At 71.9% G+C, this 20,807-nt stretch carries 17 protein-coding genes and 1 pseudogene; 11 read left to right on the top strand and 7 right to left on the bottom strand.

Features of this window, described 5'->3' with window-relative positions; all coding sequences use genetic code 11:
• Positions 1-23: 23 nt before the first annotated feature.
• Complete coding sequence (locus SAM23877_RS33325) at positions 24-1,115, top strand: AI-2E family transporter (protein WP_053141309.1); 1,092 nt, start codon at positions 24-26, stop codon at positions 1,113-1,115.
• A gap of 164 nt (positions 1,116-1,279) precedes the next feature.
• Here SAM23877_RS33325 and SAM23877_RS33320 read toward each other — a convergent pair whose 3' ends face one another.
• Positions 1,280-2,818 (bottom strand): FG-GAP-like repeat-containing protein, encoded by a 1,539-nt coding sequence (locus tag SAM23877_RS33320; RefSeq protein ID WP_244903038.1) that lies wholly within the window; start codon positions 2,816-2,818, stop codon positions 1,280-1,282.
• 85 nt (positions 2,819-2,903) lie between these two features.
• Positions 2,904-3,446, bottom strand: a complete 543-nt coding sequence (locus tag SAM23877_RS33315) for a hypothetical protein (RefSeq protein ID WP_418080522.1) — start codon at positions 3,444-3,446, stop codon at positions 2,904-2,906.
• Positions 3,447-4,215: 769 nt separating this feature from the next.
• Between SAM23877_RS33315 and SAM23877_RS33310 the strand changes: the two genes are divergently transcribed.
• Entirely contained in the window at positions 4,216-5,364 is a 1,149-nt protein-coding gene (locus SAM23877_RS33310; protein WP_053141307.1) for a YncE family protein, read from the top strand.
• Positions 5,365-5,436: 72 nt separating this feature from the next.
• Here SAM23877_RS33310 and SAM23877_RS33305 read toward each other — a convergent pair whose 3' ends face one another.
• Positions 5,437-5,961 carry a VOC family protein gene (locus SAM23877_RS33305; protein WP_053141305.1) on the bottom strand — a complete coding sequence of 175 codons (525 nt, stop codon included), beginning with the start codon at positions 5,959-5,961 and terminating at the stop codon, positions 5,437-5,439.
• A gap of 206 nt (positions 5,962-6,167) precedes the next feature.
• Here SAM23877_RS33305 and SAM23877_RS33300 point away from each other — a divergent pair, with 206 nt between their 5' ends.
• The gene (locus tag SAM23877_RS33300; RefSeq protein ID WP_053141303.1) at positions 6,168-7,076 is read left to right on the top strand and encodes an SMP-30/gluconolactonase/LRE family protein; all 909 of its coding nucleotides are present in this window, start codon (positions 6,168-6,170) and stop codon (positions 7,074-7,076) included.
• Between the two features lie 52 nt (positions 7,077-7,128).
• Here SAM23877_RS33300 and SAM23877_RS33295 read toward each other — a convergent pair whose 3' ends face one another.
• Complete coding sequence (locus SAM23877_RS33295; RefSeq protein WP_053141301.1) at positions 7,129-7,749, bottom strand: DinB family protein; 621 nt, start codon at positions 7,747-7,749, stop codon at positions 7,129-7,131.
• A 202-nt stretch (positions 7,750-7,951) separates the two neighbouring features.
• On the opposite strand from SAM23877_RS33295, the gene SAM23877_RS33290 reads away from it, so the two are divergent.
• Both SAM23877_RS33290 and SAM23877_RS33285 read left to right on the top strand, forming a co-directional pair.
• The gene (locus tag SAM23877_RS33290; RefSeq protein WP_053141299.1) at positions 7,952-8,767 is read left to right on the top strand and encodes an SAM-dependent methyltransferase; all 816 of its coding nucleotides are present in this window, start codon (positions 7,952-7,954) and stop codon (positions 8,765-8,767) included.
• A 199-nt stretch (positions 8,768-8,966) separates the two neighbouring features.
• Positions 8,967-9,800, top strand: coding sequence for an alpha/beta fold hydrolase (locus tag SAM23877_RS33285; protein ID WP_053141297.1), 834 nt, complete (start codon positions 8,967-8,969; stop codon positions 9,798-9,800).
• Between the two features lie 139 nt (positions 9,801-9,939).
• Here the strand turns inward: SAM23877_RS33285 and SAM23877_RS33280 are convergent, their stop codons facing one another.
• Positions 9,940-10,143, bottom strand: a complete 204-nt coding sequence (locus tag SAM23877_RS33280; protein WP_003978336.1) for a cold-shock protein — start codon at positions 10,141-10,143, stop codon at positions 9,940-9,942.
• 505 nt (positions 10,144-10,648) lie between these two features.
• Here SAM23877_RS33280 and SAM23877_RS33275 point away from each other — a divergent pair.
• Both SAM23877_RS33275 and SAM23877_RS33265 read left to right on the top strand, forming a co-directional pair.
• The gene (locus SAM23877_RS33275) at positions 10,649-11,413 is read left to right on the top strand and encodes a L,D-transpeptidase family protein (protein WP_053141295.1); all 765 of its coding nucleotides are present in this window, start codon (positions 10,649-10,651) and stop codon (positions 11,411-11,413) included.
• A gap of 700 nt (positions 11,414-12,113) precedes the next feature.
• Positions 12,114-13,199 (top strand): GNAT family N-acetyltransferase, encoded by a 1,086-nt coding sequence (locus tag SAM23877_RS33265; RefSeq protein ID WP_053141291.1) that lies wholly within the window; start codon positions 12,114-12,116, stop codon positions 13,197-13,199.
• 118 nt (positions 13,200-13,317) lie between these two features.
• Here SAM23877_RS33265 and SAM23877_RS33260 read toward each other — a convergent pair whose 3' ends face one another.
• Both SAM23877_RS33260 and SAM23877_RS33255 read right to left on the bottom strand, forming a co-directional pair.
• The gene (locus tag SAM23877_RS33260; RefSeq protein WP_053141289.1) at positions 13,318-14,736 is read right to left on the bottom strand and encodes a Gfo/Idh/MocA family protein; all 1,419 of its coding nucleotides are present in this window, start codon (positions 14,734-14,736) and stop codon (positions 13,318-13,320) included.
• A 155-nt stretch (positions 14,737-14,891) separates the two neighbouring features.
• Entirely contained in the window at positions 14,892-15,737 is an 846-nt protein-coding gene (locus SAM23877_RS33255; protein WP_053141288.1) for a GntR family transcriptional regulator, read from the bottom strand.
• A 256-nt stretch (positions 15,738-15,993) separates the two neighbouring features.
• On the opposite strand from SAM23877_RS33255, the gene SAM23877_RS33250 reads away from it, so the two are divergent.
• From SAM23877_RS33250 to SAM23877_RS33235, 4 genes and pseudogenes are all read left to right on the top strand, one after another.
• Positions 15,994-17,262 (top strand): extracellular solute-binding protein, encoded by a 1,269-nt coding sequence (locus SAM23877_RS33250; RefSeq protein WP_053141286.1) that lies wholly within the window; start codon positions 15,994-15,996, stop codon positions 17,260-17,262.
• A gap of 38 nt (positions 17,263-17,300) precedes the next feature.
• Positions 17,301-18,273, top strand: a pseudogene (locus SAM23877_RS33245) (carbohydrate ABC transporter permease).
• Entirely contained in the window at positions 18,270-19,121 is an 852-nt protein-coding gene (locus SAM23877_RS33240; RefSeq protein ID WP_053141284.1) for a carbohydrate ABC transporter permease, read from the top strand. Before SAM23877_RS33245 ends, SAM23877_RS33240 begins: the two are co-directional and overlap by 4 nt.
• 53 nt (positions 19,122-19,174) lie before the next feature.
• Entirely contained in the window at positions 19,175-20,752 is a 1,578-nt protein-coding gene (locus SAM23877_RS33235) for a beta-N-acetylhexosaminidase (protein ID WP_053141282.1), read from the top strand.
• Positions 20,753-20,807 lie beyond the last annotated feature (55 nt).

Genomic DNA, 20,807 nt, shown 5'->3' with positions numbered 1-20,807 from the left:
GCCGTCCCTCTAAGGTGATCCCCATGTCTGCCAGATTGAGTTCCGCGAGGACCCGTGCCGCGCTGCGCACGTCCGCGCGTGTCTCCACCGAGTTGCTGCTGATATTCGTCCTGCTCGCGGTGGCCCTGTGGCTCCTCGGCCGCATGTGGTCCGTCGTGTGGCCGGTGGCGATCGCACTGCTCCTGACCACGCTGACCTGGCCCTCGGCCCGCTTCCTCCGGCGGCACGGCTGGCCTCCCGCGCTGGCCGCTTCGGTGGTGACCGTGGCGTTCCTGCTGACCGCCGTCGGTGTCGTGGCCCTGATCGCGGTACCGATGTCCTCCCAGACCGACGAGCTGACCGACGGCGTGGTGGAAGGCATCGAGCGGCTGCGCGACTGGGCCGCGGGACCGCCGCTGAACATCGGCGACGCCCAGATCACCAGTGCGGTCGACACGGCGATGGCCCGCGTCCAGGACAGCGTCGGCAGCATGGTCAGCACCGTGGCGACGGGGGTGAGCGCCGTGGTCAACGGTCTGATCACCGCGATCCTGGCCGTCTTCCTGATGTTCTTCTTCCTCAAGGACGGGCCGCGGTTCCTGCCGTGGCTCACCCGGCAGCTGCCCGGCCGGCTCTCCACCGACGTACCGGCCGTGGCCGCGCGCGGTTGGGAGACCCTCGGCTCCTTCGTGCGTTCGCAGGCGCTGGTGGGTCTGCTCGACGCGGTCTTCATCGGCCTGGGACTCTGGATACTGGGCGTGCCGCTGGTGCTGCCCCTGGCGGTGCTGACCTTCGTGTCCGCGTTCGTGCCCATCGTGGGCGCCCTGTTCGCCGGATTCGTCGCGGTGCTCATCGCCCTGGTGTCGAACGGCCTGACGGACGCCCTGATCGTGCTGGCGATCATCGTCGTGGTGCAGCAGTTGGAGGGCAACGTGTTCCAGCCCATGATCCAGAGCCGCGGGCTGGGCCTGCACGCGGCGGTGATCCTGCTGGCGGTGACGCTGGGCGGCAGCCTGGCCGGAGTGGTGGGCACCCTGCTCGCCGTGCCGGTCGCCGCGCTGATCGCGGTCGTCTGGAACTACGTGCGCGACCAGCTCGGCGACCACGCGGAGGAACCCGCGGCGGCCGACGCCTGAGGTATCGGCGGTCTCGTCCGGTGACCCGTCGATGAGTCGCCCGGGAGGGTACCGACGACGGCGACCGCGAAGCCCGGTGAAAGCACTGCGCACCCTGCCGGCGGGAGAACCGCCGGCAGGGTGCCGTGTCGAGTGCCCGGTCGGACAGGGCCGGGACGCGGGTCCTACTGGAGGGTGGCCATCACTGTGCCGCCGTCGAAGTAGGTGCCCTTGTTGGTGCGCACGGAGACTTCGCCGTTGCGGAAGACGTGGACGTACAGGTCGGCCTTGCCGTCGCCGGTGACATCACCGAAGCGGAGGCGACCGAGGTCGGCGCCGGTCAGGAAGCGGCCCCAGCCGGCGCTCCAGTGGGTGCCACCGTCGAAGTAGGTACCCATGTTCTTACGGACCGCGACGTTGCCGTCCGCAGTATGAACGACCATGTCGTCCTTGCCGTCGCCCGTGATGTCGGCGAAGTACAGGCGACCGAGGTCGGTCCCGGTGACGAAGCGGCCCCAGCCGGCGCTCCAGTGGGTGCCACCGTCGAAGTAGGTACCCATGTTCTTACGGACCGCGACGTTGCCGTCCGCAGTATGAACGACCATGTCGTCCTTGCCGTCGCCCGTGATGTCGGCGAAGTACAGGCGACCGAGGTCGGTCCCGGTGACGAAGCGGCCCCAGCCGGCGCTCCAGTGGGTGCCACCGTCGAAGTAGGTACCCATGTTCTTACGGACCGCGACATTGCCGTCCGCAGTATGAACGACCATGTCGTCCTTGCCGTCACCCGTGATGTCGGCGAAGTACAGGCGACCGAGATCGGTCCCGGTGACGAAGCGACCCCAGCCCGAGGACATGACGGTTCCCGGTCCGAAGCTGGTGCCGAGATTGCGGTGGACGACCACGGAACCGTCGATGCGCTGCAGGACGAGGTCGTCCTTGCCGTCGCCGTCGATGTCGGCGGGGGTCACCTTCTCGCGGGACACGACCTCCTTCACCCAGCCGGCCAGATCGTCGACTCGGGTGTCGACGGCGCCGGTGCGGGTTTCCGCGGGGTCGATTCCGAGGCAGCCGCCCTGCCAGGAGCGAGAGCTGACGCTCACGAGCTGGGGACTGCCGTTCACGGAGCGCAGGGCGGGCCCTCCGGCGTCGCCCTGACACACCGTCGCCGTGTCGGAGCCGTCGAGGTTCACCGCCGTGTCCGTGGTGGAGGCCACGGTGAAGGTGCCGGTGTGCAGCTTGTTGGGCACCCACTCCGTCCTGGTCCGACCGAACCCGGCCTTCGTCAGTTCCTCACCGCTCGCGGCGGGGGCGGAGGCTATCGGCACGGGCGTGATCGCCGGGTCGGCGATCCTCTTGCTGAGCCGGACCAGGACGAGGTCGCGGTCGGCGTGTGGCACGAGGGCGAGTGCGGGCTGGACGCTGCCACCCGTCTGCGTCAGGTCGGTGCGACCGACCGTGACGGTGGTGGCCACGGCGGGCTTCCCGGCGGCGGGCTTGGCGTCCGAGGCGAAGCAGCTGGCGGCCGTGAGCACCCACTGGGGGTCCACCAGGGTCCCGGTGCACGCCCGTTGGTCACCGACGTTGATCTTTGCGACGAACGAGAGCGAGGCGTCGGCGGTCTCGGCGCCGTTGAGGGCGACGGCCGGCGGAGCGGAGAGGCCCGTCAGAGAGCAGGCCACGATGGAACCGGCCAGCAGGAGTGAGCGAGAAAGAGGGCGGGACATCGGATTCCTTCTTGAGAGTTCCGTGGGGAGTGCGCGTTCGTGCCCGGGCGGCTCGCGGCAGGGCACCGCGGGCTCCGGCGACGAGCTACTTGGAGGTTCTGATCTCCATGAGCATGAACTCGCGTCCCTGCTCATCCGCACTCTCACCCACGGAGGTCCAGGTGTTCTTCTCGATGTCGAAGGACTTCTCCTCGTCCCCGACGCTCATGTCCACCCGGGTGGTGTAGTCGTTGCCCCTGACCACGTAGACGGCGGGAATCTCCAAGGTGAGCCATCCGGACGTGCCGACCGTCCGGAAGCAGATGACGTCGTCCTCACGTCTCGCCATGACCTGGAGAAGGCCGGGTCCCGAGGCGCAGTCGGCGAGGGTGATGTGACCGTCACCGCGCTTGAGGACGATGCCCCGCTCCCGCAGGATCCGGTCGGCCTCCGGATAGGCGAAGTCCTCCACGGCGTAGCCGGGCGCCTCGTCGGCCACCGCCACCGCCCGGCCGCTGTCGCCTCCGCCCTGTGCTCCCGTCGGGAGCAGGCCCCACGCCAAGGCGCCGACGGCCGTGGCCAGGAGCAGGGTGCGCGCGATGAACTTCTTACGGTGCGGCTTGGCCGCAGTCACGACGTGTTCCTTCATCACTTTCCTTCGTCGATCCATAGGGGCTGCGTCGGGAACGCGTATCGGGCACCGGCCGGTTGAGCACGCTGCTCCTGCCCGACGCTCGGACGCTCAGCAGGAGACGGCCAGGTTCGCGGGGTGCCTTCCGTGGCCACTCGCACGGGCGCTCACGCGGCCGGCCGCGGGCTCGGCGACACGACCGGAGACGGGCGGGACTTCATCGACGGGTTCGTCCACGCCGGGACGGCGCCGAGGACACGACGCACGGCTCGTAGCCGTCTGCGTAAAACGAGCACCTGTACATTCCCCCGTACTTCGACAGCCCCGGCCCGGCGGCCATCGGTTCCCAGCACCCCCACGTCATTGGAGTCGTCTGGAATTCCGACCTCCGACGTCCCGGCTTCACCGAGCCCGTACATGTCATCGCCACAAGCTGATCTTGTCCACTGCCTCAAAGGTGACAAAGGAGGCAGAACTTGCAGATTCACGGTGAGGTTCGTCACCCGATGCGGGGGTTGCATGCCCCTACGTGGGGATTTCGTGCAGAGCCAACAGCTCGCGGCGGGGCCCGTCGTCCGATCGGACGATGCTCCCGTCAACCGTTCCGTCCGCCGAGAGCGACCACAACACCGACCGGCGGCACCGTTGCGCCGGGGGAGGCTCGAGGCACTTGGTCCTCCACACCGCGGAGTTGTCGCACCATGCATCGACGAACCTCCCGCCCGACCGCCTCGCCCGGCGGTCCGGTGCCGGCCTCACGTCCCGCACGGGTGACGGGGAGGCAACGGTGAAGCGGCGCCTCGCGGGTCTGCTCGCCGCGCTGACCGCCGTCACGGCGGCCCTGACCGCATGCACGACAGGCGACGGCACCGAAGCGGTGCCGCCGGTGTCCGCGCCGCCCGCGGCGACCGGCCCGCGGACGCCGGACACCGGCACAGGCCCGACCCGCACCCCCGAAGGCACCCTGCTGGTCACCGACTTCGGCGCGGACACCGTCACCTTCGTCGATCCGGCCCGGTCGGGCGCGGCGGCGGACCTGGGGTCGGTGCGGGTGGGGACCGCCCCGTACGGGGTCGCCCTGGACGACGACGGCACCGCGTGGGTGGCGACCGCGGAGGGGGTGGCGGCGGTGGACACCCGCACCCGCGAGCGCACCGCCCTGATCCCCTACGCGACGGACACGGGCCCCGTGACGACCGGCGAGTACCGGGGCGGCGGCATGGGCCTCGCCGTGTCCCCGGACGGCCGCCGGGTCTACGTCGGCGTGAACGTCCCCGGCGGCGACGGCACGTTGGAGGTGGTCGACACCGAGCGGCGGAAGGTGACGCGGGCCGTTCCGGTCGGCCGCCGTCCCTTCGACGTCGACGTGTCACGCGACGGCCGGCACGTCTACGCCACCAACCACGACTCCTTCGACGTCACCGTCGTCGACACCGGCGGCTGGACGGCGCGCCGCATCGAGGTCGCGCCGTACGGCACCGAGGGCGGCCTCGGCTCCTGGCTCAAGCCGCACTACACGGCCGTACGGCCCTCCGACGGCGCCCTGCTGCTGCCCTTCGAGGGCGAGCGTCTCGCCGTGGTCGACCCCCGCACCGGGTCCGTCCGGATCGAGGGCATGACCGCCGACACCCACCAGCACGGGGTGGCGGTCGGTGACGACGGCACGCTCTACGCCGTGGGCACCGGCCCGATCGACCCGTCCGAGGACGACGGCCCGTCCCTGACCGTGCGCGGGCCCGACGGGGCCGAGCGGGTCATCCCCCTGGACGGCCCGCACGAGTCCGTCGTCCCCTCGGCGGACGGCCGCACGGCCTACGTCACCGGCGGTTTCACCCGGGACGGCTACTGGGACGGCCTGAGCGTCGTCGACACCGGCACGGGCCGGGTGAAGCGCCTGCCGGTGGGCGAACGGCCACTGGGCATCGCAGTGCTGTGAGACGACGGGGCTTGCGCTGTGCCCCCCCTCGCGACCCGTGGCTCCGGCACGGCCCGCCTCCCGGGGCGCCGCTCAGTGGGACGGGCGCAGCGGGGCGCTGGCCGTGCCACGCTCCCGGCCGCTCAGCGCGGCGTCCAGGGTCTCCTGGGCGACGCGCATCGCCTGCGCGTATCGCGGCTGCGACAGACGCTGCCAGGCCAGGTCGGCGGCGACGTCCTCGACGTGGCTCACCACCCACCAGATGTTGCCGAACGGGTCCCGGACCCTGCCCCCTCGATCTCCCCACGCGCTGTCGACCACGTCGGTGACCACCTGCGCGCCGTGCGCGACGGCGGCGGCCATCGCGGCGTCGGCGTCCGGCACGTAGATCCTCAGCAGCGAGGGCATCACCGGCCAGTCGGGGCGTCGGTCGAAGGCCAGCACCACCGTGTCACCGACCCGGATCTCGCCGTGTCCGACGGTGCCGTCCTCGACGGTCACCCGGGCGAGCTCCTCACCGTCGAAGGCCGCGGTGACGAAGTCGAGCAGTGCGCCCGTGTCATCGGTGACCACCCACGGCGCGACGCTGGTGTAGCCCTCGGGTGCGGTGTGCTTCATGGAACACGTCCCTTCTCGCTGTGTGCAGCGGTGTGCCGCTGTGTGCCGTTGTGTGAGCGACCCTAGGCAGGAAGTAGGCCCGTTCCAGTCCTACTTGTGGTCCTCCTCGGGGGGTGCCCCACCGCTCGGTCACCGTTCGCTGGAGGAACGCGATCATTCGGCGCTACGTTGGCCCCGAGCCTGATCACTCGCGCCGAGAGGACACCATGCCCGCCGACGGCCCGTACGAGATTCTTGACGACCGCTTCCGCACCGGACGCTGCGCGAACGGGGACAACAGGCTGGAGGTCCTGCACGACGACTGCCGCTGGGCCGAGGGACCGCTGTACCTGCCCGCCTGGCGCCAGTTGATCTGGAGCGACATCCCCAACGACCGCATCCTGCGCTGGGACGAGGCCACCGGCACGGTCGGCGTCTTCCGCACGCCGGCCGGGCACAGCAACGGCAACACCCTCGACCGGCGGGGCCGCCTGGTCACCTGCGAACAGGGCAACCGCCGTGTCACCCGCACGGAGCCCGACGGGACGGTGACCGTGCTCGCCGACCGCTACGACGGCAAGCGGCTCAACAGCCCGAACGACTCCGTCGTCCGCTCCGACGGCACGATCTGGTTCTCCGACCCGGACTTCGGCATCACCAGCGACTACGAGGGCCATCGGGCCGAGTCCGAGATCGGGGCGTGCAACGTGTACCGGATCGACCCGGTGTCGGGGGACGTCCGGCTGGCCGCCGACGGTTTCGAAGGGCCCAACGGCGTGGTCCTGTCCCCCGACGAGAGGCGGCTGTACGTCTCGGACTCCCGGGCCGCGCGGATCCACGTCTTCGACATCGGCGAGGACGGCGCGCTGTCCGACGGGAAGGTCTTCGCCGAGGCCCGGGGCGACGTGCACTTCGACAACATCCGCTTCGACGACGAGGGCCGCCTGTGGGCCGCCGCACTGCACGACGGCGTCCACTGCTACGACCCCGACGGCACCCTCATCGGCCGGTTGCGCGTGCCGGAGCCCGTCTCCAACATCGCCTTCGGCGGGCCGAAGAACAACCGCCTGTTCATCACCGCCACCACGTCCCTGTACTCACTCGTGATGTCGGTGACCGGCGCGCCGCGCCTGTAGACCCTCGGCCACCCCCGTCGGCCGTGTCCCGGCCGCCCGCGGACACAGCCGGTCACCGCTGCCGTACGCGGTACAGGTCGCGCAGCAGGGCGATCTCCGCCCCGTGGTGGAGCACCTCCTGGCTGACCCACCAGACGATGTCGACGAACGGCTCCTCCGCGTCACTGCCGTGGGGGTACGTGCACCGGCCGACCTCGTCCAGCGCGGCCTCGTCGGTGCCCAGCAGCGCGTCGCGCCAGGCGGCGGCGCCCGTGGCGAAGGCCGCGACCGCTTCGGTCGCGCCGCCGGCGACCGCGTAGTCGTCGCGGGTGAGCGAGTGGGTGCCGGCCGTGTGGTCGGCCCGCAGGAAGAGCATCTCGGCCAGGTGGCTCAGCCGCCAGGCGAGGGTCGTCAGGGGCGGCGGCGACGGGTGCGGGTACGGCGCGGCGTCCCTGCCCCACTCACCGGTGCCGTCCAGCCGGGTCGCGCGGGGCCCCGGCCCCTCCGCCCGGCGTCTGACCGACCAGCAGGCGCCCGGCACGGGCTCCCAGAGGTACTCCTCGTCCGTCAGGGGGCTGACGGACGTCTCCGTCCCGTCCCCGCTGTCCATGACCGGTCCGGCCATGCGGTCGGTGAGGCGTCGGCAGGCGAAGTCGAACTGCTCCAGCAGCGGAACCAGAAGAGACGGCGTCATCAAACACTCCTGCGTCGCGACGAAGGGCTCACACCCCGGAGGAGGACGGCCCTGCCGAGCCGCCAGCCTGGCACAGGGGCCGCACGACCCGCGCCCCGTTGTCCGCCCGCCGGGAAGGGATGAACCGCTGTGCGGGCAGGGGCCGTTGCGGCGTAGGTTGTGACGACGTACCCACGCCTCGGCTGAAAGACGGACCGTACCCATGAGCGACCCCGTGACGACACCCGGCTCCGCGGCGCACCAGAGGATCGACACCTCGGTGCCGCATTCGGCCCGGATCTGGAACTACTGGCTGGGCGGAAAGGACAACTACCCGGTCGACGAGGCGGCAGGCGACGCGTACACCGCCGTCTTCCCCGGCATCGTCACCATCGCCCGCAGCAGCCGCGCCTTCCTGCGCCGCAACATCACGTACCTGGTCGCCGAGGCGGGTGTGCGGCAGTTCCTCGACGTCGGGACGGGGCTGCCGACCGCCGACAACACCCACGAGGTCGCCCAGCGCATCGCCCCCGAGACCCGGATCGTCTACGTGGACAACGATCCGATGGTCCTCTCGCACGCCCGCGCGCTGCTGTACTCCACGCCCGAGGGCGCGACCGCCTACATCGACGCCGACGTGCTCGACCCCGAACGTGTCCTCGAGGACGCCGCGAAGACGCTGGATTTCGCCCAGCCCGTGGCCCTCATCCTCAGCAACATCCTGGGGCACGTCGCCGACTACGACCAGGCGCGGTCCGTCGTCACCAGGTTGATGGACGCGCTGCCGTCCGGCAGCTACCTCTCCGTCAACGACGGTTCGCGGGGCACCGACCCGGAATTCGAGCAGGCGCAGGACGCCTACAACGAGAGCGGCGCCGCCCCGTACGTTCTGCGCACCGTCGAGCAGATCACGGCGTACTTCGACGGCCTGGAGCTCGTGGACCCCGGGGTCGTCCCGGTCACCCTGTGGCGTCCGGACGCCGGCTCCCCCGCCCCGGAGCCCATCGGCGAGCACGGCGGCCTCGCCCGCAAGGCGTGACGCCGCCCTGACGGAGTCCGTCCCCGGCGGGAGCGGTGTGCCGGGCGACGGGCCCCAGGGGCGTCACTCGGACGGCCCGGGCGCCGGCCGACCCGACGCTTCACGGCCCCGGCATGCGGGAAACGCTCCGATGGCCGTCCCGATGGCGTCGGCGGGCCCCGACCGCCCGTCCCGGCGCCTGAACCACAGGAGTGCGCGCATGTCCGACTGGCCGCTGCCCGAGACGTTCACCAGCAGTTCCGGCACCGTCCGCTGGAACCGGCTGGGCGAAGCCGGCCGGCCGGCGCTGGCCCTGCTGCACGGCACGCCGTTCTCCTCGTACGTCTGGCGCGCGGTGGCCCGCTCGCTGGCGCGCGACCATCAGGTCTTCGTCTGGGACATGCCGGGTTACGGGGCGTCCGAGAAGTCCGCGGGACAGGACGTGTCCCTCGCCGCCCAGGGCCGGGTCTTCACGGAGCTGCTGGCCCACTGGGGCCTGGAGCGGCCCCTCGTGGTCGCCCACGATGTCGGGGGTGCCGTCGCGCTGCGGGCCCATCTGCTGCACGGCGCCGGCTACCGGGCGCTGGCCCTGGTCGATCCGGTCGCGCTGGCTCCCTGGGGTTCGCCGTTCTTCCGGCTGGTCCGCGACCACGCCGAGGTCTTCGAGGCGCTGCCGCCGCCGCTCCACCGGGCCCTGGTCCGCGAGTACGTCGGTTCCGCCGGCGGCCCGGGTCTGCACCCGATGGTCCTGGAACGGCTCGTCCAGCCCTGGCTCGGCGAGGCGGGCCAGGCGGCGTTCTACCGGCAGATCGCCCAGGCCGACCAGCGCCACACCGACGAGATGCAGGGGCGGTACACCGGCATCACCGTCCCCACGCTGATCTGCTGGGGTGAGGACGACGCGTGGATTCCGGTGGCCAAGGGGCGTGAACTCGCCGCTGCCGTGCCCGGTGCACGGTGGGAGCCGATCGCCAGCGCCGGCCATCTCGTCCAGGAGGACGCGCCGGCCGAGCTCACGGCCGCGCTGCTCGGCTTCCTCAGGCACCTTCCGTGACGGCACCTGCCCGACGGCACCGTCTCCGACGGCCCCCCGCGGGGCTCGGGAGGCGGTGAGGGGCCCGGGTGTGCCGCGGGGCACGGTGCCCGGGAACCAGCGGTTCCCGGGCACCGTGCCCCGTTCGGCGGTCTCCCGGTCAGGCGGGGGTGATGTTCTCCGCCTGCGGGCCCTTCTGGCCCTGGGTGATGTCGAAGGTGACGGCCTGGCCTTCCTGCAGCTCGCGGTAGCCCTGGGCGTTGATGTTGGAGTAGTGCGCGAAGACGTCGGGACCGCCGCCGTCCTGCGCGATGAAGCCGAAGCCCTTTTCAGAGTTGAACCACTTGACAGTTCCGCTGGCCATGCCTTTTGCCTTTCAGCCGATATCGGATTCGCACCGCGCGAACCCGGAGGTGGTCGTCCTGGTCCTCCGGCATTGCACAGCAAACCGCCCGCACTCCGGGGCGGGCGGTCTGGGCGAACCACGACATCTGCTGCTGACGCTACACGGCATGTCCGAGCCTCACCAGTGAGTAAGGGGTGTGAGCGGCAACGATGTTGCGGAACCGAGGCCCGTGAAGGTGATCCGGGGCGGCCGCACAGCCCGGTCGCCGGCCGGGCACACCCCCGTCGTCGGCCGGGCACGGCCCGGGAGGCGCTCCTCGACCTGCTCCGCGGGCGTCACCGGAGAGGTCGCCGATGCAGGCGCCGTCCTCCACGCTCCCACCGGGCCCCGGGCGGGGAGCTCGGCGGGAGCGTGGAGGCGATACTCCCTGAGCCATACGGGGGAGACGGCGAGGCGGCCGCACACCCCGGTTCCGTTAGTGGTCAAGCAATGAGTAGTCCACACAACGGAGTCGGAGATCGATATGACCGTCAGGAAAGCGCTGGCCCTGGTGATCGGCGCTGTCGTCTGCACCGGCCTGCTGGGAACCGGCTGCTCCCGGCAGCAGCCGGAGGCGGCCCCGCGGGACGCACGGGAGCCCGGCAGATCCACGTCCCAGCCGACATCGCCCCGCCCCGCTCCCCCGCGCTCGTTCCCCAGCCCCCTTCCCGGACTCGGCCCGGCCATGCGGGCCCGCATCCCCGACGCCTCCCGGCAGGCCCTGGTGGTCACGGGCGCGACCCACACCTCGTCCCGGGCGCGGGTGGTGCTCTACGAGCAGCACCCCGCACAGGGCTGGCGCGCGGTCGCCGGTCCCTGGTCCGCCCACAACGGCCTGCGCGGCTGGACCGAGGAGCACGAGGCGGGCGACCTCCACTCGCCCATCGGCGTCTTCCGTCTGAGCGACGCCGGGGGGAGGCTCCCCAACCCCGGCACCCGGCTCCCCTACGACCAGGACCCGGAGTTCGCCGTGTCGGGGACCGGGCATCTCGGGGAGCCGCTGGAGGGGTCGTTCGACTACGTGATCGCCATCGACTACAACCGCGTGCCCGGCACCACCCCCCTGGACAAGACACGGCCGCTGGGCGAGGACAAGGGCGGCGGTGTCTGGATCCACGTCGACCACGAGGGACCGACGAACGCCTGTGTCTCCCTGAGCGAGGAGCACATGCGCGCGTTGCTGAACGCCCTGGACCCGGACAAGGAGCCGGTCGTCGTGATGGGCCCGGAGTCGGTCCTGGAGCGGTAGCGCACCGCTCGGCGTCCACGCGCCGTGGCCGCCGGGTGCGGATCACCGGCGGAGCACCGCGTGGCGTGGACCCGGGCCGGGCGTACCGGTTCGTCGCACGCGGTCTTGACGGGGCGGACGGCGCTGGGCCTACTGGAGTCGAGCCGGACGTGTTCGGGGGACCGGTCCGGTCTCCGGCCGGGTGTCGGTCCCCGCCGGGGCGGCAGGTCAGGGGTGCGACAGTGCGGTGTCGATGGGCAGCGGCGGCAGTTCTGCTGACCTGGGCGCTGCTGCATCTCCTCGCCGCGCAGCGAGCCGCGCTCCCGGAGCCCGCCCCGGGCTCGGCCGACGTGGTGGTGGTCGCGGCGGCGGTCGAGACGGCCGGGGAACCGTGCCCGGGCGAGGAGGACCCGTCACTCCGCCAGGTCGCCGTCCGCTCGCCGCGGACCGCGGGAAGGGTGGCCGACGGCGCCGCCGTCCCCGCCCCGGCGCCGACGCGCGCTGTCGGACGGGACGACGGTGACCTCCGTCGGCCGCCGGCTCACGGACGGGGCGCGGACGGGCCCGCGCGGAGCGCTGCCGACTTGCAGACCTTCCGCTGCTGAGCCGCGACGGTACCGACGAGGCCTGCGCCGCGCGGCCCGTGTACCGCCCGCCGCGACGCGGTGTCCAGCAGGCCTTCGTGTGTCCGGAGAGTTCCGACGACGCAGGAGGCGGACGAATGTCCGGAAAGCGCATAGACGTGATCGTGCCGGGAGAGCTCGGCGCGGACGACCGCAAGATCTGGCGGGAGATCAGAGCCGCCTCCGGAGCCCCGGCGAACCCCTTCATGGACCCCGCGTTCACCGTGGCGGTCGGACGGGTCAGACCGCGGGCACGGGTCGCGGTGCTGCGGGAGGAGGCGGGTCCGGTCGGGTACTTCCCGCACGAGCGGGCCTTCGCCGGCCGAGGACGGGCCATCGGGCTCGGGGTGTCGGACAGCCAGGGCGCGGTGCTGCGGCCCGGCATCCGTCCGGACGCCCGCGCCCTGCTGCGCGCCTGCGGCCTGTCGTCCTGGGAGTTCGACAACCTCGAAGCCGGCCAGGCCCTGTTCGTGCCCCACGCGGTCGAGGAACTGGCCTCGCCGGTCGTCGACCTCGGTGCCGGATTCGAACGGTATGCCGAGAGCCTGCGTCGCGCCTCGCCCGGCTTCCTCAGGCAGACCCTCGCCAAGGAGCGCAGACTCGCCCGTCAGGTCGGCGAGGTGCGCTTCGTGTACGACGAGCCGGATCCCGGGGCGTTACGGGCGCTCATGCGGTGGAAGTCCGCCCAGTACCGGCGTACCGGCCGACGGGACCGGTTCGCCCAGGCCTGGATCACCCGGCTGGTGGACATCCTCGCCCGGAGCGAGGACCCCGGGTGCCGCGGGGTGCTGTCCGTGCTCTATGCCGCCGGCCGGCCGGTGGCGGCCCACTTCGGGCTGCGGTCGCGCACGGTGCTGTCCTGGTGGTTCCCGGCGTACGACCCCGCCTACGGCAAGTACTCCCCCGGCCTGCTGCTGCACCTGCGGATGCTGGAGGCGGCGGCGGCCGACGGTATCGGCCTGGTCGACCTGGGCAGCGGGCCGGCGCGCTACAAGGAGTCGTTCAAGACCCGGGACCTGACGGTGCACGAGGGTGCGGTGGTGTGCGCGGGGGTGGGCGGCGCCGTCCACCGGCTGGGGCGGGAGCCGGTGCGTGCGGCACGGCGCTTCGTACGTGAGCGGCCGGGCCTGGCCCACGGTGCCGCCCGGACGCTGGAGGGGCTGGGCCGCCTGCGCGTCCGCTGACGGTGGCCGCGGCCGAAGCGCCGCGGTGTCGTCGACGGCGACCCCGGCGGGAGCGCCGCGGTGGGCGCCGGCACGGCACACGGCTGCTCGCCGTGTGCCGTGGCCCGGGCTCGTGCGCTCAGCCGACGGGCGGCATCTCGGTGGGCGTCGAGTCGAGGCCGGGCCGGCGCTCACGCCAGGCGCCCCGGGTGAAGTCGGGGATCTCCACCGGACGGCCGTCCCTGGCCAGCGACATGACGCTCAGGGGGACGGGCGAGCACCAGGCGGCCGAGTCGTAGACGTCGATGTCCGGTACCAGCCCCGCCCGCATCGACTGGACGGTGCGCCACTGCAGTACGTAGTCCATGCCGCCGTGCCCGCCGTTGTTCGCGGCGTCGTCACCGACCTTCTGCCACAGCCAGTGGTCGTACTCCTTGCGGTAGCCCTCGAAATCGCGCCAGGTGTGGCCGCTGTGGTCCGGTTCCACGTAGATGCGGGCGCCGGTCGGAGCGGGCCCGGCGTAGTCCTCGACGATCCCCCGGCTGCCGGCGAGGGTGTTGATCCGGCTGTAGGGGCGGGGCGAGCTCACGTCGTGCTCCGCGCGGATCGTCCTGCCCCGCGCCGTTTCGATCATGCAGGTGACCAGGTCCCCGTTGACGTAGGTCTCCTTCCAGGAGGGGTGGTCGCGGGGCACGAACCGTGCGCGGTAGTCGGCCAGCCCTCTCGGGGCGGTGGCGGTGGCGCGCAGGGTGGTCATGCGGTCGCCGCGGTTGACGTCCATGGCGGCCGCGATGGGGGCGAGCCCGTGCATGGCGTAGAAGGAGGCCGTGCTGCGCGTGTGCCAGAGCCGGCGCCACGAGTCGGTGTAGTAGGTGTCGGAGAAGAGGAGTTCGCGCAGGTCGTGGAGGTAGCCGCCGTGGCCGTTGGTGAGGTCTCCGAACAGGCCGTCGTGCGCCGCCCTGAGCATGGCCAGCTCGTTGCGGCCGTAGTTGCAGTTCTCGGAGAGGAACAGGTGCCTGCGGGTGCGCTCGGAGGTGTCGACGAGATCCCACAGCTGGCGCAGTTCCGTCGCGACGGGGAGCTCCACCATGGCGTGCTTGCCGCTGAGCAGCGCGGCCCTGCCCTGCTCGTAGTGGAACTCCCAGGGTGTGGCGATGTACACCAGGTCGATGTCGTCGCGCCGGAGCATCCGGGCATAGGAATCGGCGAAGCCGCCGTACACGGCGGGGCGCGGGTTGCCCTTGCTCTCCAGCCGGTCGGCGGCGCGCTCGGCGCGGTCGCCGCGGATGTCGCAGACGGCGGTCACGGTGCAGCCCGGCACGGCCGCCCAGCCGGTGATCATGCCGCCGCCCCGGTTGCCGAGGCCTATGACACCGACGCGGACGGTTCGGTGGGCCTCGAACGGCACGCCGATCATCGACTTCTGGCCGGGCCCGCGGCGGGGTGCCGGCTCGGCCGCCGCCGAAGCGGGCGACGCGGTCATCCCGGCCGCGAGGGCGCCGGTGGCGACGGCTCCGCCCAGGAGCAGTCGGCGTGAGACAGCGGGTGTTTCGGACATGACGGCAACACTCCTCGTGGGCGGTCGGCATCACGGGCGGGGCAGTGTCGGGCGCGGTCGAGCAGGTTCGGGGCATGACTCTGCGGTCTCTGCCCGTTCATGTCAATACGTGCTTGATACAAAGCAGTTCCGAGCACTTCCGCGCACCGACGGCGTCACATACCGTCCTGCACCACTCCACGCGTCGAGAGCGTCACGGGGTCCTTGTTGGTGAAGTCACCCGGCGGGATGCCCGGGTGATGGCCCTCGCGCGGAGGCGGGGCCTGGTCGCTCGGGCCCAGGGTGAGCCGGGAGACGATGCGGTAGCGGTCGCCGCGGTAGAGGGAGTGCACGTACTCCACGGGACGTCCGCGCGTGTCGGTGGTCAGGCGCTCGAAGAGCAGTGCCGGGGACAGCTCCGGCACGTCGAGCAGATCGCCCTCCGCACGGGTCACCACGGTGGGCTCGATCGACTGCACGGCCTCACTGACCCGGACGGCGTGCCGCTCGCTCAGGTGCTCGTACAGGTCGCCCTGCTCCAGTTCCTCACTGGTCAGGTCCGATACGAGGTCGGCCGGCACGTGCAGGTACTCGATGGCCATGGGCGAGCCGTCGACCAGCCGCAGGCGCGCCACGTAGTGGATCCGCGCGGCCGGTGACATGCGCAGCTTGCGGCCCACCCGGGCCCCCGCGGGCAGGGTGCGGACCTCCAGGAGCCTGCTGGTCCAGGCGCCGGCGGCCTGCGGAAGGCTGAAGGCCCGCCGGTCCGAGACCAGCTCCTGGGTGATCTTCTCGGCGGCGACGAACATGCCCCGGCCGTGCTCGCGCACCAGCAGGCCGGCGATCACCAGTTCGTCGACCGCGGCCCGCAACGTCGGCCGGGACACCCCCAGTTCGGCGCAGAGGGCGCGCTCGGAGGGGATCGCGTCACCCGGGCGCCTTTCCTCGATGAGCTCCAGGACGGCATCCCGGACACGCTCGCGCTTGAGCACCGCTCCGGAGGCGGCGGCGTCGATCTCCATGCGGTACTCCCGTAACTGGTCTGCTGGTCAGCAGAGCTTACCTGTCCAGGTCGGTGGCAAACCAGCCACGCAACGCGATCTTCTGCCCAAGTTCCGTGCATACGCGAGGGGTTGACGGCCTCATTGGTCCATGCCACCTTCATCCAACGCCGACTGGTAAGCCTCTGGGCCCCTACTGGTCAAGTGCGGGTGGGCCGTCCCTTCGGCTCGTCGCCCGCCGGCTCGTCGTCCCTTCCAGCTCTCCCAGAGGTGAACCGTGAAGTACCGCTCGCTCGCCCTGTTCTCCACGCTGGTGCTCAGCGCCGGGCTCGCCGGCTGCTCCTCGTCCGGTGACACCTCGGACGGCGCCGGCGACGGCCCGACCGCCCTGGACGTGTGGCTGATGCGCGACAGCGTCTCGGCCGACTTCCAGAAGGACTTCGAGGCGGGCTTCGAGAAGTCCCACCCCGACATCGACCTGAAGATCCAGATCCAGGAGTGGGAGGGCATCGGCGAGAAGGTCACCGCGGCGCTGGCCAGCAACGACGCCCCCGACGTGATCGAGGTCGGCAACACGCAGGTCGCCCAGTACGCCCAGAGCGGCGGCCTCACCGACTTCACGGACCGGGTGGACGAGCTCGGCGGGAGCAGCTGGCTCAAGGGCCTCGCGGAGCCCGGCTCGTACGAGGGCAGGCAGTACGGCATCCCGTACTACGCCGCCAACCGGGTCGTGATCCACCGCACCGACCTCTTCGAGCAGGCGGGCGTGGACGCCGCCGGGATCAAGACCCGGGAGCAGTGGATCGCCGCCACCGGCAAGCTGAACCGGGGCGGCACGCAGGGCATCTACCTGCCCGGGCAGAACTGGTACGTCCTCTCCGGCTTCGTCTGGGACGAGGGCGGTGACCTCGCCACCGAGTCGGGCGGCCGGTGGAAGGGCGGCCTCGACACTCCCGAGGCGCTGCGGGCCATGGACTTCTACCAGCGCCTCCAGGCCCTCGGCAAGGGCCCGAAGGACTCGGACGAGGCGCAGCCGCCGCAGGCGGAGGTCATGGCCAAGGGGCAGGTCGCCCAGATCATCGCCGTCCCGGGCGGTGCGAAGGTCATCGAGGAGACGAACCCCGAACTCAAGGGGAAGCTGGGCTTCTTCCCGATCCCCGGCAAGAGCGCCGAACGGCCGGGCGCCGTCTTCACCGGTGGTTCCGACCTCGTCGTCCCGGCCGTCGCCGCACACCAGGAGGAGGCCTTCACCTTCATCCGGGAACTGACGGGAGACGCCTGGCAGAAGAAGCTCGCGGTCGCGATGAGCTACGTGCCGAACAAGACCACTCTCGCGGATGCCGTGTCCGCCGACCCCGGTACCGCGGCCATGGCCGCCGGCGCCGCGGGCGGCCACGCCACCCCCAACACACCCCAGTGGGCGGCGGTCGAGGCCAAGAACCCGGTCAAGGAGTACATGACGGCCGTCCTCACCGGAGGTGACGCCGGGTCCGAGGCCGCGAAGGCGTCCCGCACGATCACCGACACGCTCAACAGCGGCTCCTGACCGCAGCCGACCCGACACTCCGAGGACCAGGAGGCACCGTGTCGACCGTCCGCGAGCGCGGCGTGCCGCGCGACGTCAGCCGCCGCCCACCACCGCGCGACGCCGGACGGGCGGGCGGGGCGGGCCGGGGATCCCTCTGGCCGTACCTGCTGATCGCGCCCGCCCTGCTCGGCATGCTCTATCTGCTGGTCTACCCGCTGGCCCGCGCCGTGCTCATCTCCTTCCAGGACTTCCGGCTGCGCCAGCTGATCCTCGGCGACGCCGACTTCGTGGGACTGCGCAACTACCGGACGCTGCTGAGCGATCCGCAGTTCTGGGAGGTGGTGCGCCGGACCTTCGTGTTCATGGCCGTCAACGTCGTCGCGATCATGGTCCTGTCGACGCTGGTCGCGCTGATGGCCGAGCGGCTGGGCAGGGTGGCCAGGACCGTGGTCCTCAGTTCACTCGTCCTGGTGTGGGCGGTGCCCGTGGTCGCCGCCACCACCGTCTTCCAATGGCTGTTCCACTCCGAGTTCGGCATCGTCAACGAGACCCTGACCGGCCTCGGGTTCGACTCGTACGAGGGACGGACCTGGTTCGCGCACGGCGGCAGCGCGTTCGCGATCGTCGTGCTCCTGATCGTCTGGCAGTCCGTGCCGTTCGCCGCGATCACCCTCTACTCGGCTCTGATCACCGTGCCGGCCGAACTCCACGAGTCGGCCCGGATGGACGGCGCGAGCGGCACGCGCGTCTTCCGCTCCGTGACGTTCCCGCTCATCCGGCCGATCTTCATGCTGGTCCTGTCGCTCGAAGTGATCTGGACGTTCAAGGCGTTCGTGCAGATGGGTGATGACCCGCGGCGGGCCGGGCGAGGCCACCACCATCCTGCCCGTGTACGCCGTCCAGACCGCACTGGCCGGCCAGCGCTACGACCTGGGTTCCGCGGCCTCGATGCTCACGGTCCTGCTGATGAGCGGCGTCCTCGTCGTCTACTTCCGCCAACTCTTCCGTCAGGAGGGTGAGCAGCTGTGAGCACCACGCGCCGCTCGGTGCGCCGGGCCGTCCGGCGCCTCCCCCTCAACGCCGCCGCCGCGCTCACCGTGGTCGTCTGCCTCTTCCCCGTGTACTGGATGGTCACGACCGCGTTCAAGCCGTCCCCGGACATCCAGTCGTACGACCCCCGGCTGCTTCCCCGCGCCTGGACCCTCGACCACTTCCGGCGAGCGGTCGGCGCCGACGGCTTCGCGCTGTTCTGGCGCAACAGCATCCTGGTCACCCTCAGCGCCGTACTGCTCGCCCTGCTCGTCGCCCTGGGTGCCGCCTACGCCGTGGCCCGCATGCGCTGGCGGGGGCGCCGGCAGTTCGTGCTCGCGGTGTTCATCGCGCAGATGGCGCCCTGGGAGTCACTGATCATCCCCATCTACATCATCTCCCGCGACACCGGCATGCTCGACCGGCTCCCGACGCTCACCCTGATCTACTTCATGATCACCCTGCCGTTCACGGTGGTCGTGCTGCGCGGCTTCATCGCCGGCATCCCTCCCGAACTGGAGGAGGCCGCGCAGGTCGACGGCTGCACGCGGGCCGGCGCCTTCCGCAAGGTCGCGTTCCCGCTGCTGGCACCCGGCCTGATGGCCACCTCGCTGTTCGGCTTCATCACCGCCTGGAACGAGTTCACCTACGCCAACTTCCTCATCATCAAGCAGCAGGACAGCCGTACCCTCCCGGTCTGGCTCTCCTCCTTCCAGTCGACCTTCGGCACCGACTGGGGGGCCACCATGGCGGCCTCCACGCTCTTCGCGCTGCCCGCGCTGGTCATCTTCCTCGCCCTCCAGCGCCATGTGACCGCCGGACTGGCCTCCGGAGGCGTCAAGGGCTGACCGCGCACTGCGTCCCCGTCCCACCGTGCACCGCCGAGCAACGGAGCCGTCCCGTGGACCTGCCACGCCCCGAACTGGCCCTCGTCCCCCGCCCCCGCCGCCTCTCCACCCGCTCCGGCCGCCTCCGGCTGGACGCCACGACCCGGCTGCGGGTCACCCCGGGAGCCGAACCCGCGGCGGCCCTGCTGCGCACCCTCCTCACCCCGGCCACCGGACTGCGCCTGGAGACGGCCGCCGACGGCGCCTTCGTGCTCGCCGTCGATCCCGCCCTGACCGGCCTCGGCGACGAGGGCTACGGACTGACCGTGAGCTCCCAGGGGGCCCTGCTGCGCGCTGCCCGCCCCGCCGGGCTCCTGCGCGGCGTGCAGACGGTACGGCAGCTCCTGCCCTACGCCGCCCTGTCCGGACGGCCGGTGCGCGGTGTGCCGTGGGAGCTTCCGGCCGTGGAGATCACCGACGTGCCCCGCCACGCCTGGCGCGGCTCCATGCTCGACGTGGCCCGGCACTTCCAGCCGGTGTCCTACCTGCGGCGCTACGTCGACCTGCTGGCGCTGCACAAGCTGAACGTCTTCCACCTGCATCTCACGGACGACCAGGGCTGGCGGATGCCCGTGGCCGCCCACCCCCGGCTCACCGAGGTCGGTGGGCGGCGGACGGAGTCGATGGTGGGCCCCGCCGGCAGTGACCGCTTCGACGGTGTGCCGCACGGCGGCGCGTACACCCGGGCGGAGCTGAGGGGCCTGGTCGCGTACGCCGCCGAGCGGGGGGTGACCGTCCTCCCGGAGACCGGTGTGCCCGGACATGTGCGCGCCGCCCTGGCCGCCCACCCCGAGCTGGGCACCGACCCCTCGCGCCGCCTGGACGTGTGGACGCACTGGGGCGTGTGCGAGAACGTCCTCGGGACCGACGACCACGTCCTCGACTTCTTCCGCACCGTCCTGGACGAGGTGATGGACGTCTTCCCCTCGCCGTACGTCCACCTCGGCGGCGACGAGTGCCCCACGACGGAGTGGGAGCGCAGCCCGGCGGCACGGGCCCGCGCCGCTCGCGAGGGGCTGCCGGGGCCCCGCGCGCTGCACCCGTGGTTCATCGCTCGCATGGCCGAGCACCTCGTGGGCGCCGGCCGCCGTCCGGTCGTGTGGGCCGAGAGCGGTGTCGCGCTTCCCCTGGAGTGCACGGTGATGAGCTGGCGGGAGCCGGGCCACGCCCGCGCCGCGGCCGAGCGCGGGCACCAGGTCGTCCGCGCCGACCACCGGGCCACCTACTTCGACTACGCGCGCACCCACGGCCCGCAGGAACCGCCCGCCCAGCCCGGCCCGGTCGTCGACCTGCGTGCCGTGTACGACGTCGGCATCGTCCCCCCGACCCCCGACCCCCGGGTGGCGGCACGGGTGCTCGGCGCCCAGGGGCAGTTGTGGACCGAGTTCGTCCGGACGCCCGAGCACATCGAGTACCTCACCTACCCGCGGTTGTGCGCCCTCGCCGAGCAGGTCTGGGACGGCGGCTCCGGCTGGCTCGACTTCACCGCCCGGCTGGCGGGCCACCGGGCCCGCCTGGACGCCCTGGACGTCCCGCACGCCGGCCCGCCGGCCGGTGTCCCGGCGCCCCCGAGCGTGGGCGGCCTCCGCTGACCGGCGGCGGCCCGCCGAACGCCCCGGCGGCCTCGACGTTCCCCCACTCACGCAC

Origin of the sequence: Streptomyces ambofaciens ATCC 23877, from assembly GCF_001267885.1 — a bacterium.
GTDB classification, from domain to species: domain Bacteria; phylum Actinomycetota; class Actinomycetes; order Streptomycetales; family Streptomycetaceae; genus Streptomyces; species Streptomyces ambofaciens.
The sequence above is the reverse complement of the archived record's forward strand: the minus strand, read 5'-3'. Positions and strand labels throughout refer to the sequence as shown.